At 54.1% G+C, this 12,472-nt stretch carries 14 protein-coding genes; 9 read left to right on the top strand and 5 right to left on the bottom strand.

Translation table 11 applies throughout. The features are described 5' to 3' along the window. Positions 1–207 precede the first annotated feature (207 nt). Together yncL and yniD are read left to right on the top strand one after the other, a co-directional pair. Positions 208–300, top strand: coding sequence for a stress response membrane protein YncL (gene yncL / locus L383_RS24770; protein ID WP_071819746.1), 93 nt, complete (start codon positions 208–210; stop codon positions 298–300). A 98-nt stretch (positions 301–398) separates the two neighbouring features. Further along, positions 399–506 (top strand): small membrane protein YniD, encoded by a 108-nt coding sequence (gene yniD, locus L383_RS25820; RefSeq protein ID WP_008500658.1) that lies wholly within the window; start codon positions 399–401, stop codon positions 504–506. A 61-nt stretch (positions 507–567) separates the two neighbouring features. Here the strand turns inward: yniD and L383_RS18910 are convergent, their stop codons facing one another. Then, a complete protein-coding gene (locus L383_RS18910; protein ID WP_014883489.1) occupies positions 568–1,326 on the bottom strand; it encodes a DUF481 domain-containing protein in 759 nt (252 codons plus the stop codon). Positions 1,327–1,622: 296 nt separating this feature from the next. On the opposite strand from L383_RS18910, the gene pfkB reads away from it, so the two are divergent. From pfkB to L383_RS18925, 3 genes are all read left to right on the top strand, one after another. After that, positions 1,623–2,555 (top strand): 6-phosphofructokinase II, encoded by a 933-nt coding sequence (pfkB, locus tag L383_RS18915; protein ID WP_023332772.1) that lies wholly within the window; start codon positions 1,623–1,625, stop codon positions 2,553–2,555. 103 nt (positions 2,556–2,658) lie between these two features. Beyond that, a complete protein-coding gene (gene ghoS / locus L383_RS18920; RefSeq protein ID WP_014883487.1) occupies positions 2,659–2,949 on the top strand; it encodes a type V toxin-antitoxin system endoribonuclease antitoxin GhoS in 291 nt (96 codons plus the stop codon). 105 nt (positions 2,950–3,054) lie between these two features. After that, the gene (locus tag L383_RS18925; RefSeq protein ID WP_014883486.1) at positions 3,055–3,915 is read left to right on the top strand and encodes a fructosamine kinase family protein; all 861 of its coding nucleotides are present in this window, start codon (positions 3,055–3,057) and stop codon (positions 3,913–3,915) included. A 36-nt stretch (positions 3,916–3,951) separates the two neighbouring features. On the opposite strand, the gene L383_RS18930 is transcribed toward L383_RS18925, so the two are convergent. After that, the gene (locus L383_RS18930; protein ID WP_023332771.1) at positions 3,952–4,488 is read right to left on the bottom strand and encodes a YniB family protein; all 537 of its coding nucleotides are present in this window, start codon (positions 4,486–4,488) and stop codon (positions 3,952–3,954) included. 148 nt (positions 4,489–4,636) lie between these two features. On the opposite strand from L383_RS18930, the gene hxpB reads away from it, so the two are divergent. The 3 genes from hxpB to L383_RS18945 all read left to right on the top strand — a co-directional run bounded on the left by hxpB (position 4,637) and on the right by L383_RS18945 (position 7,518). Beyond that, positions 4,637–5,308, top strand: a complete 672-nt coding sequence (hxpB, locus tag L383_RS18935) for a hexitol phosphatase HxpB (RefSeq protein ID WP_023332770.1) — start codon at positions 4,637–4,639, stop codon at positions 5,306–5,308. 100 nt (positions 5,309–5,408) lie between these two features. Then, positions 5,409–5,999 (top strand): metal-dependent hydrolase, encoded by a 591-nt coding sequence (locus L383_RS18940; RefSeq protein ID WP_014883483.1) that lies wholly within the window; start codon positions 5,409–5,411, stop codon positions 5,997–5,999. Between the two features lie 127 nt (positions 6,000–6,126). Next, positions 6,127–7,518: an L-cystine transporter gene (locus L383_RS18945; protein WP_023332769.1), complete on the top strand. Its 1,392-nt coding sequence runs from the start codon at positions 6,127–6,129 to the stop codon at positions 7,516–7,518. A 48-nt stretch (positions 7,519–7,566) separates the two neighbouring features. Here the strand turns inward: L383_RS18945 and cedA are convergent, their stop codons facing one another. Next, positions 7,567–7,842, bottom strand: coding sequence for a cell division activator CedA (gene cedA, locus L383_RS0123745; protein ID WP_226862265.1), 276 nt, complete (start codon positions 7,840–7,842; stop codon positions 7,567–7,569). Between the two features lie 167 nt (positions 7,843–8,009). Here cedA and katE point away from each other — a divergent pair, with 167 nt between their 5' ends. Further along, positions 8,010–10,259, top strand: a complete 2,250-nt coding sequence (gene katE, locus L383_RS18950) for a catalase HPII (RefSeq protein WP_023332767.1) — start codon at positions 8,010–8,012, stop codon at positions 10,257–10,259. A 92-nt stretch (positions 10,260–10,351) separates the two neighbouring features. Here katE and chbG read toward each other — a convergent pair whose 3' ends face one another. Further along, complete coding sequence (gene chbG / locus L383_RS18955) at positions 10,352–11,101, bottom strand: chitin disaccharide deacetylase (protein WP_023332766.1); 750 nt, start codon at positions 11,099–11,101, stop codon at positions 10,352–10,354. Positions 11,102–11,112: 11 nt separating this feature from the next. Continuing rightward, a complete protein-coding gene (locus L383_RS18960; RefSeq protein ID WP_023332765.1) occupies positions 11,113–12,468 on the bottom strand; it encodes a 6-phospho-beta-glucosidase in 1,356 nt (451 codons plus the stop codon). Positions 12,469–12,472: the final 4 nt, after the last annotated feature.

Genomic DNA, 12,472 nt, shown 5'->3' with positions numbered 1-12,472 from the left:
TATCCTGCACCTGCCGAATTCAGATAAATGCGGGTTTACGGCAAGGGACTTAATGTTAACACTAACAGCAAGGGGATTGCACCCTCTGCTGCCACAATGAAGGACTGGCATGTTGCAGATATTTGCAGATTGCGTCTCTCTGGCACTCGCATTTCGCCGATGCTGAGCTAACTTTGAACAGGCCTTTAACATCCACAGGTGCTTACCATGAACGTATCCAGTAGAACGGTAGTGATATTAAATATCCTGTCAGCAACCGGTTTATTGTTGATTCTCGCCGATCGATTCCACTGGTTCTGAGCTGAACCCCATACCGGCATAACACGATTGCTCCCAGGAAGGGGCATATTTCGGCCCCGTTTGATAGACTATGCGTATCAACGGACAAGGATTAGGTTATGCCAACAAAACGATTTGCCGTAAAACACTGGAAAATGGTGCTGGTGCTGATTGCCATCTGCGGCGCGATGCTGCTACTTCGTTGGGCGGCAATGATTTGGGGTTAGAGAATCAGAAGGGACGTCTGGCAGAGATGAGAAACGGGCCGATATTTTCGGCCCGCCATGATTACATTCTATAACCCAGTGAAACGGTGGTTCTGCGATCGGTATGTTCAGGCGCGCTTGCTGGTGGTGAAGAGTTCCAGGTCACGTTGTAGGCCACTTTCAAACCGAAGTGTTCATTGATAGCCACGTTCAGGGCACTTTCAGAGTTCAGCGTCGTATCCTCGGCACCAAACACAGACACACCCTGAGTGAATTTGGTGTTATCGGTCATCTGCCATGCGTAGGTACCTGACGCATAACCCAGCGGCTGGGTTTCGTCTTCGCCGTTGGTGTACTCGTCGTAGCGAACACCAGGACCGAATTCAAAACGGAAGCTGTGTACAGGCCCATTCAGGAACTGACGACCATAACCCGTCGTGAATACATCACGCTGGCGATAGCCATTATAACGGTCTGTTAACCAGCTTGCCTGACCGAATATGTAGTCATAGTCGGTCATGTTGTAACGGCTACGTCCACCTGCCGCATATTTCTCGGAAGAGCGTTCATCGTTAGCGGACGTGTTGCTGGCATTCCCCCACAGCGACCATGCAGTGGTATTACCGTACCAGGTCAGGGTGCTGTCCGCCGTCAGAGAAGAGCTTTTTGTGTTACCTGATTGCGCGAGATACCCGGCATTCAGATTACCTTCGAAGGGTTTTTTGGCAGTGGAGGGATCGTCCATGACAGTAAAAACGGTGTCATCGGCGGTTGCATTCAGTGATGCAAATACGCCACCCGCCAGCATCAGTGCTGCGGGTACTGTCTTCAAAAGCTTCATTTTATTTAAGGAGTCCGTACAACAAAAAAAGAGACCACCACGGTCTCGGAAACTTTCTTGAGGATCAATGACAAGGCGTCCAGAGAAAGGTAACAAATTATAAAAAGGCGCAAATAACATAGCAATATTTTCTTATTTCATTTTTTGAATAAGAACGATCCCAAAGCGCGTTTTATTTTATATATCTTTTATCACGCTTGTTTCAGCATTCATTTTTAAAATCATACTGTTATTTACATTGCCTTCCTGTCGATCGGTGCCAGGCTTAAAAGAACCCATACTAAAAGGAGGTTATGATGGCTTCTATTTATACGCTGACACTCTCCCCTTCCCTCGACTCCGCGACTATCACCCCGCACATTTACCCTGAAGGTAAACTACGCTGTAGCGCCCCTGTGTTTGAGCCGGGCGGCGGCGGCATTAACGTGGCGCGCGCCATTACCCATCTTGGCGGTAAAGCCACCGCCATATTCCCTTCCGGGGGTGCCACGGGGGAACATCTTGTCTCTTTGCTGGCGGATGAACAGGTTGCCGTAGACACCGTAGCGGCCCAGGACTGGACCCGGCAGAATCTGCATGTCCACGTCGAATCCAGTGGGGAGCAGTATCGTTTCGTGATGCCGGGCGCCAGACTGAGCGATGATGAGTTTCGTCAACTTGAAGAGAAGGTACTGACCATTGAAAGCGGCTCACTGCTGGTTATCAGCGGTAGTCTGCCGCCAGGCGTCAAAACGGAAAAGCTGACGGCGCTGGTTAAGGCAGTGCTTCAGCGTGGTATCCGCTGCATCGTCGACAGCTCAGGTGAAGCCCTGCAGGCAGCGTTAGTCCCCGGGCAGCTTGAACTCGTTAAACCTAACCAGAAAGAGCTTAGCGCGCTTGTGAATCGCGAACTTAACCAGCCTGATGACGTGCGCACCGCCGCAGAAGAACTGGTTCGCAGCGGCAAAGCGCACCGCGTGGTCGTCTCTCTCGGTTCTCAGGGGGCACTGGCTGTCGACAAGACGGGCTTTGTGCAGGTTGTGCCGCCGCCCATGAAAAGCCAGAGTACCGTGGGTGCGGGCGACAGCATGGTCGGCGCGATGGCGCTAAAACTGGCGCAGGGTGCTTCTCTTCTGGAAATGACGCGTTATGGCGTCGCGGCGGGGAGTGCCGCCACCATTAATCAGGGGACGCGGCTGTGTTCGCTTGCCGATACGCAGAAAATCGTCGATTACCTTTCAAAAGACTGACCTCTATTCCCCTTCCCAATCGAAGGGGAATTTACCTTAAAGTCGCCAAATATGGCATATCGACTATGCTAAAAAAACTTTCAGAATAACAACGAGGTGAATTATGAGCAGTGGTGATATCACCCGCTATGTCGCAACCATCAATCTTCGTGAAGCGTCACTGACCGAGCTGAACGAGCTCAATAACGCCTTTACTCGCGCGAATTTTCTGCTCACGCTGACGGACGATGACGGCCATATTCATGATTTAGGCACGCTGACATTTGGTTTGATCGCTGCCCTGAGTGAAGAAGACGTTCACGCCCTGGCCGCCAGCCTGGTGGAAAGTGTGACCGACAAGCCCGCCGACATCACCGTGGAAACGTGGGAAAGCTGGCACAAAAAAGAACAATAAGTGCGCTGCATGAATTTAAACCGCTCAGGTGTGCGTTAGTTCGTATTTTTTTACCGCAATTATGCGCTAACTTTATGATCTGGCAGACAACATGGGAGAGTCAACATGTGGCAGGCTATCAGTCATCTTTTAAGTGAGCAACTGGGTGAAGGTGAAATTGAACTGCGTAACGAACTGCCAGGCGGAGAGATCCACGCCGCGTGGCATTTACGCTACGCAGGACGCGATCTTTTCGTGAAGTGTGATGAGCGAGAACTGCTCCCGATATTCACCGCTGAAGCCGACCAGCTGGAACTGTTGTCTCGCAGTAAAACGGTGACAGTACCGCAGGTGCTGGCTCTGGGCAGCGACCGGGACTACAGTTTCCTGGTCATGGACTATCTCCCTCCCCGCCCGCTGGATGCCCATAACGCCTTCATTCTCGGGCAACAGCTCGCGCGACTTCACCAGTGGAGCGATCAGCCCCAGTTTGGGCTCGATTTTGACAACGACCTTTCCACTACCCCACAGCCCAACGCCTGGCAGCGTCGGTGGTCGACGTTTTTTGCCGAACAGCGCATCGGATGGCAGCTTGAACTGGCCGCCGAAAAAGGGCTGGAATTTGGCAATATTGATGCCATCGTTGAGCATGTACAACAGCGCCTGGCCTCCCATCAGCCGCAGGCATCTCTGCTGCACGGCGATTTATGGTCCGACAACTGCGCGCTGGGTCCCAACGGCCCCTATATCTTCGACCCGGCCTGCTACTGGGGTGACAGAGAGTGCGATTTGGCCATGCTGCCCCTGCATCCAGAGCAGCCCCCGCAAATATATGATGGCTATCAGTCAGTCTCCCCTCTGCCGTCCGATTTTCTCGAGCGCCAACCGGTGTATCAGCTTTATACGCTGATGAACCGCGCTATCCTTTTTGGCGGGCAGCATCTGGTCAACGCCCAGCGTGCGCTTGAACGCGTACTTGCGGCATAGGGACAAATCGGGTGGCCGTGCCGCCACCCTCATCTGTCAGAGAAAACCCAGCAGAGAGAAGAAGAAGTATCCCGCCACAATGATGATAATGGGGAGAATATAGAGCGGGAAAATTTGCAGGAAAATGGTGTGACGCGGTACCACAATGCGGGATTCAATCTGCTCCCGGCTCATTCCTTCCGGGCCTTTCGCCTGTTCCAGAATTAACTGATCCTCAACGCCTTCGCGCAGAAAACGGGTCTGGCGACTCATTCGCGCACCGGATGCCTGTAACGCCATGGCAATAAAAATCAACGCATAGATGACCCAGAATCCAATATTAAGCTGCTGGTGAAAATCCGGCGTTGGCGAGTTGAACCAGAAGACATTCAGGAACGGGGTGTTGAACCGCATCATCTCAATCATGACATGCGCAAAATCAAGCATGACGGCATTAATGCCTGGCTGTTTTTCGCTGTGATCGTACATAAATTTGAGCACAGAAATCAGCGTAGAGATGACGGCGGGAATAAAAATCACCCAGCCAGCAATACGTTTTAAGACAGCAATGCGTCCAGCTTGTTGATACGTCATCAGTTCCTCTTCATAAAGACGCGTTATTTGTGGCTAAGTCTACCTGCTGGACAGCATTTTCGCCCGATCTTTGAAAGCAATATGCTAAATTGCTAAGTGTGCTTAGCACTTATCGTCTGTCGAACACCCTGGATAAGGAGACGTTGTGATGTCGACACCGCGCCAGATACTTGCCGCTATTTTTGACATGGATGGATTACTGATTGATTCCGAGCCGTTGTGGGATCGCGCCGAGCTGGACGTGATGGCCAGCCTGGGCGTTGATATCAGCCGCCGTAATGAACTTCCCGACACGCTGGGCCTGCGCATTGATATGGTCGTAGACCTCTGGTACGCCCACCAGCCGTGGAGTGGCCCAGATCGCGACGAAGTCACCGCGCGCATTATCAGCCGCGCCATCGCGCTGGTGGAGGAGAACAAGCCGCTATTGCCTGGCGTGCGTGAAGCGGTCGCGTTGTGTAAGGCTCAGGGGCTGAAGGTGGGCCTGGCCTCCGCTTCACCGCTGCATATGCTGGAAAAAGTGCTCATTATGTTTGAGCTGCGCGACAGTTTTGACGCCCTGGCGTCAGCTGAAAAGTTGCCCTACAGCAAACCGCATCCGCAGGTCTATATGGACTGTGCCGCTAAGCTGGGTCTTGATCCGCTTACCTGTGTCGCGCTGGAAGATTCCGTTAACGGCATGATCGCGTCCAAAGCCGCACGTATGCGCTCCATTGTGGTTCCGGCAGAAGAAGGCCGCCACGATCCCCGTTTTGCCCTTGCCGATGTGAAGCTTAATTCGCTGACAGAACTCACGGCGCATCACCTTAAGGGCGGCTAACAACTTGCTCCATTTGTGACAAACAGTTACACCGTCACCTCTTCCGCCTACTGTATAAAAACCCTATACTGTATGAATTGACAGTTTCGTGGGTTTTATCATGACGGCGGAAGGCCACCTCCTTTTTTCCATAGCGTGCGCAGTATTTGCCAAAAACGCTGAACTCACTCCCGTGCTCGCACAGGGGGACTGGTGGCATATTGTCCCTTCCGCCGTATTGACCTGTCTGCTGCCCGATATTGATCATCCCAAATCATTTCTTGGGCAACGCCTGAAGTGGGTCTCGAAACCCATCGCCCGCGCGTTCGGCCACCGGGGGTTTACGCACAGCCTGCTGGCCGTTTTTGGGCTGCTTACCCTTTTTTATTTAAAAGTGCCCGAAAGCTGGATCGTCCCTGCTGATGCCATTCAGGGGATGGTGCTCGGCTACTTAAGCCATATTCTTGCCGATATGCTGACGCCCGCTGGCGTTCCACTTCTCTGGCCGTGTCGCTGGCGCTTTCGTTTTCCCATCCTTGCGCCACAGAAAGGGAACCAGCTTGAGCGCGTATTGTGCATGGCGCTCTTCGCTTACGCCGTCTGGATGCCACAGACATTGCCCGAAAACAGTGCAGTGCGCTGGTCTTCGCAGATGATCAATTCGCTGCAATTTCAGTTCAATCGCTTTATTCATCACCAGATTGAACAGTAAACCAACAAAATCATTCCGTTTGTCATAAACCATTCCATTTGGATATAAGCGCGACATCACACTTCTGCTAACCTTCCGCCAACAGGATCGGGAAAAACCGATCCCATAATAAATCAGGAGAACGGGGATGAATTTTCCACTCATCGCGAACGTTGTTGTGTTCGTTGTATTGCTATTGCTTCTCGCGCAGACGCGCCACAAACAGTGGAGCCTGGCGAAAAAAGTGCTGGTTGGTCTGGCCATGGGTGTCGTATTTGGTCTGGCGTTGCAGGCGATTTATGGCTCCGATAATCCAGTTCTGAAAGACTCTATTCAGTGGTTCAACATTGTCGGCAACGGCTATGTCCAGCTGCTGCAGATGATCGTGATGCCGCTGGTGTTCGCCTCTATTCTGAGTGCCGTTGCCCGCCTGCATAACGCCACTCAACTGGGTAAAATCAGTTTTCTGACCATTGGTACCCTGCTGTTTACCACGCTGATTGCCGCGCTGGTGGGGGTGCTGGTAACCAACCTGTTTGGCCTGACGGCCGAAGGTCTGGTGCAGGGCACGGCTGAGACAGCACGCCTGACCGCGATTCAAACCAACTACGTGGGTAAAGTAGCCGATCTGACGGTTCCGCAGATGGTGCTCTCCTTCATTCCGAAGAACCCGTTTGCTGACCTGACCGGCGCCAGCCCAACGTCCATCATCAGCGTGGTGATCTTCGCGGCATTCCTCGGTGTGGCCGCACTAAAGCTGCTGAAAGACGATGCGCCGAAAGGCGAGCGTGTGCTGACGGCGATTGATACCCTGCAAAGCTGGGTGATGAAGCTGGTGCGTCTGGTCATGCAGCTGACGCCATACGGCGTGCTGGCGCTTATGACCAAAGTGGTTGCGGGCTCTAACCTGCAGGACATCATTAAGCTGGGCAGTTTTGTCGTCGCCTCTTATCTGGGCCTGGGCATCATGTTCGTGGTGCACGGTATCCTGCTGGGCGTGAACGGCGTCAGCCCGCTGAAATACTTCCGCAAAGTCTGGCCGGTACTGACCTTTGCCTTCACCAGCCGCTCCAGCGCCGCGTCTATTCCTCTGAACGTTGAAGCGCAGACCCGTCGCCTGGGCGTGCCAGAATCTATCGCCAGCTTCTCTGCGTCCTTTGGTGCCACCATCGGCCAGAACGGCTGTGCGGGTCTCTACCCGGCGATGCTGGCGGTGATGGTTTCCCCGACCGTGGGTATCAACCCTCTGGATCCGGTCTGGATCGCCACGCTGGTCGGCATTGTGACCATCAGTTCCGCCGGTGTTGCCGGTGTTGGTGGCGGCGCGACCTTCGCTGCGCTGATTGTGCTGCCTGCACTGGGTCTGCCAGTGACGCTGGTCGCGCTGCTTATCTCCGTTGAACCGCTGATCGACATGGGTCGTACCGCGCTGAACGTGAGCGGCTCCATGACCGCCGGTACGCTGACCAGCCAGTGGCTGAAGCAGACCGACAAAGCCATTCTGGAAAGTGAAGACGACGCCGAACTGGCGCACCGGTAATCGCCGGGAAATAAAAAAAACCGCCATCAGGCGGTTTTTTTATGGCTGTTATTCTTCAACCTCTTCATCCTGGCGGATTTGCACCGCCCATCGCTGGGCAGACTCCGGCACGGAAAACGTCGGCGATCGACGGAAATGCTCCCCCATCAGGACAAACGCCACATATTTACCACGAAGCTGCCAGACATCACGAAAACCCTCCACTTTCAGGGCATGGTCAGGCGGCGCGGGTTCCACGCGGGGCACATAGCTAATAACCTGGCGGTTTTGTTGACGAAGAGGTTTCATAAGCGACGGGTTCACTAAAGCAAATTCTTGAAGCAGCAAAATTCTATGATAGCCGATTCTGCTCCCTTCCGTCGCGCTCCGAATGGCTGAGAGGGCTCCTTTCGTTAAGGGCGGCATGTGAAAACTCTTAGTTCGCGAGCTATCTCACGACATTGTTCTATCCTTAATAGGGTTTTTAGCAATGGATAAAGGAGAAGCGTGCAATGTCGAACAAAGATAATACACATCAATCACCGATTCATGGCACTGAAGAATCTCAACCGGGTATGGACTCTCTCGCCCCTGCTGACGGCTCTCACCGCCCCTCGCCAGGCCCTTCCGCCCCCGGCGAACAGCCTACCGCACCGGGAAGCATGAAATCGCCGGACACCGGGAACGAGAAGCTGAAATCGCTTGAGCCACACCGTAAAGGTGGTGAAGGTTTTGCACTCACGACCAATCAGGGCGTGCGCATTGCTGACGATCAAAACTCTCTTCGCGCCGGCTCACGCGGCCCCACCCTGCTGGAAGACTTTATCCTGCGGGAAAAAATTACCCATTTCGACCACGAGCGAATTCCGGAACGTATCGTTCACGCGCGCGGCTCGGCTGCGCATGGCTACTTCCAGCCGTACAAGAGCCTGAAAGCAATCACCAAAGCAGATTTCCTCTCCGACCCGGATAAAATTACCCCGGTGTTTGTCCGATTCTCCACCGTCCAGGGGGGCGCGGGTTCAGCAGACACGGTGCGTGATATTCGCGGTTTCGCCACCAAGTTTTATACCGAAGAGGGTATTTTTGATCTGGTGGGCAATAACACCCCGGTGTTTTTCATTCAGGATGCGCATAAATTTCCTGACTTTGTCCATGCGGTAAAACCGGAGCCCCACTGGGCCATACCGCAGGGACAAAGTGCGCACGACACCTTTTGGGACTATATCTCTCTGCAACCTGAAACGTTACACAACGTGATGTGGGCGATGTCTGACCGGGGTATTCCGCGCAGCTATCGCACGATGGAGGGGTTTGGTATTCACACCTTCCGTATGATTAACGCGGAAGGAAAAGCCACGTTCGTCCGGTTCCACTGGAAGCCGGTGGCGGGCAAAGCCTCGCTGGTGTGGGATGAGGCGCAGAAGCTGACCGGGCGCGATCCAGACTTCCATCGTCGTGAGCTGTGGGAGTCCATTGAAGCCGGCGATTTCCCTGAATATGAACTGGGCCTGCAGCTCATTCCGGAAGAGGACGAATTTAAGTTTGATTTCGACCTTCTTGACCCGACCAAACTGATCCCCGAGGAGCTGGTGCCGGTTCAACTGGTGGGGAAAATGGTGCTCAACCGCAACCCGGATAATTTCTTTGCCGAGAACGAGCAGGCCGCGTTCCACCCGGGGCATATCGTGCCGGGACTGGATTTCACCAACGATCCACTCTTACAGGGACGTTTGTTCTCGTACACCGATACGCAGATCAGCCGCCTTGGCGGGCCGAACTTCCACGAAATTCCAATTAACCGTCCGACCTGCCCGTACCACAATTTCCAGCGCGACGGGATGCATCGTCAGGATATTGATACCAATCCGGCTAACTACGAGCCTAACTCGATCAACGATAACTGGCCGCGCGAAACACCGCCAGGCCCGAAACGCGGAGGTTTTGAGTCGTACCAGGAGCGTATCGATGGCAACAAAATTCGCGAGCGCAGCCCTTCCTTCGGCGAGTATTACGCCCATCCTCGCCTGTTCTGGAACAGCCAGACGCCGATTGAGCAGCAGCACATCATCGGCGGCTTTAGCTTCGAGTTAAGTAAGGTGGTGCGCACCTACATCCGCGAGCGCGTGGTCGATCAGCTTGCGCACATTGATATTCAGCTCGCCCAGAGCGTGGCGGATAACCTGGGTATTACCCTCACCGACGAGCAGCGCAACCTTGCTCCGCCAAAAGAGGTCAACGGCGTGAAGAAAGATCCGTCGCTGAGTCTGTATGCGGTGCCAGGTGGCTCAATTAAAGGCCGCGTGGTCGCCATCCTGCTGAACGATAAAACCCGGGCCAGTGACGTACTGGGCATTATGCAGGCGCTGAAAACCCAGGGCGTACACGCCAAACTGCTTTATTCCCGAATGGGTGAAGTGACGGCTGATGACGGTTCCGTGCTGCCGGTGGCTGCGACCTTTGCCGGGGCACCCTCGCTGACCGTCGATGCGGTGATTGTGCCGTGCGGGGATATTGCCAGCCTGTTGACCAACGGTGACGCCGTCTATTACCTGCTGGAAGCTTATAAGCACCTGAAACCGATCGCGTTGTCCGGCGATGCGCGTCAGTTTAAATCCCAGCTGAAGGTTGCCGAGCAAGGTGAGGACGGCATTGTCGAGGGCGATAACGTGGACGACGCCTTTATGACGAAGCTGTTTGACCTGCTCGCCGCGCACCGCGTCTGGTCACGCAGCAGCAAGATTGACCAGATCCCGGCGTAAAAAAAGCCGGGTGGCGCTTGCGCTTACCCGGCCTACAACAGTTTGCAGGTCGTTCGTAGGCCGGGTAAGGCGAAGCCGCCCCCCGGCACTTCTCACAGATCCCGGAATGTCCCCAACCGATACCCACGTTCGGCAATCGCGTATTTCAGCGACGGCGACGTCAGCACATCCAGCTCCGCCAGGCGTGGCCAGCAGTACGCGCTCTTGCGCACGATATTATCGACAAATGCGGGGTGCGCCATGACCTCCAGTGACTTTTCTCCCCGGGCTGCAGAATCATCCAGCACCTTCAGGAAAAGCGCTTCATCGATCGCCTCGCCGTAAAACGCGCTGCTGAACCCTGCGGTGGTTGTCACCGCACTGTCCGGCAACCCTTGCACCTCACGATCCACGCGCATCGCTACGCCTTTGCGTTGGGCAAACGCCGCAACGATCGGGAAAATAGCCGGGATCATATGCACGTGGTGATGGCTGTCGATGTGTGTTGGCAGATCACCAAACAGATCAGCAAAGCGGTTGAACTGACAGTCCAGCTCGCGGGCAATCTCTTCCAGCGGCAGAGCGTCCTGCTCCGCCTGTTCCCAAATCCATTTACCTAACTGTCCGTCACGGGTCAGACCCGGCATTGGCGTAAGCGGCATACCGAGCGTCAGCACAAAATGCATCCCGACGCCCAGCTCAGGCACGTCGCGGCTTAGCTGCGCCGCGTGTTCAACCGCTTCACCATTAACCAGTGCCGTAGTGGATGTCACAACCCCCCGGCGACAGGCTTCAATAATGCCGTAGTTCTGACCTTTCGAGAGGCCAAAATCATCAGCATTAACGATCAGCAGGTTTTCCATTGTGCGTCCTCTCAGTGGTGTTTGAACTTCAGCTTCTCGATCGTGGCGGCAAAGTTCGGCAACCATTTTTCATGCGCCAGGATCATCTCTGCTGCAAGCTGCTCCGCATCGCGGTCGGAATGCACCAGCGGGCTGAGGTTCAGTGCCAGAAGCACGTCATTCAGCTCGCCGCTCAGCGCCGCCTGACTTGCCGCCACTTCAAAGCCTTTAATGGTGTGGATCAGACCCATGACTTTGTCATCAAAATGAGTAATGCGCGGATGCGGTTTAGCGCCATCGCGTCCCAGAATGCAGGTCATCTCAACGGCCCAGTCAGCCGGGATATTGTCGATGTGGCCGTGGTGCGGCACGTTAACATAGTGCTCCGCCTGCTTGTCGTTGTAGATGGCGTTGATCACTTCACACGCCGCATCGGAATAATAGGCCCCGCCGCGCTGCTCAAGCTCTTTCGGCTTGACGTTCAGGTTCGGATCTTTATACAAGTCGAACAGCTGCTTCTCAACTTTCTGAACGATTTGCGCCCGCGCGCCCCCCTTGTAATACTCGCCCATTTCGATGGCCAGCATCTCTTTCTGCTTGAAGTAATAAAGCAGGTAGGAGCACGGCAGCAGATTCAACGAGCGGATCAGCCCTTCGCTGAACGGCAGGTCAAAGATGTTTTTCACAGACGCAGCGGTCAGACGACCTGAGGCGACCCCGTCCAGCAGTTCCGCAAAACGCGATGTTCCGTTCACGATGACATCTTTAATGAACACCATATGGTTCAAACCGAACAGATCGATAGAGAGATCGTCATTATCGGTCAGTTCCAGCACGTCACGGATAAACATTTTCATGCCAACTGGAATATTACAGACGCCAATAAAGCGCTTGAAACCGGTATGACGATAAACCGCTTCGGTCACCATCCCTGCCGGGTTAGTGAAGTTAATCACCCACGCGTCTGGACAGATTTCCTCCACGTCTTTAACGATGTCGAAAATAACCGGAATGGTACGCAGGCCTTTGAACAGGCCACCGGCACCGTTAGTTTCCTGACCGAGATAACCGTGGCTCAACGGAATACGCTCGTCCAGTTCACGCGCTTTCAACTGGCCAACGCGCAGCTGGGTGGTTACGAAATCTGCATCTTTCAGCGCCAGTCGACGATCCAGCGTTTTATGCACGGTCAGAGGTACGCCCGCTTTCTCAACCATGCGTTGGCACAGGTCGAAAATAATATTCAGCTTCTCCTGACCTTCCTCCACGTCCACCAGCCATAATTCGCTGACCGGTAATTCATGATAACGTTTCAGAAAACCTTCAAGTAATTCCGGGGTATAGCTGCTGCCGCCACCAATGGTTACGACTTTTAATTTCTTTTGCATAATA

The organism is Enterobacter sp. MGH 37, assembly GCF_000534515.1.
Taxonomy (GTDB): Bacteria; Pseudomonadota; Gammaproteobacteria; order Enterobacterales; family Enterobacteriaceae; genus Enterobacter; species Enterobacter kobei.
This window is presented reverse-complemented; position numbering and strand designations above follow the sequence as displayed.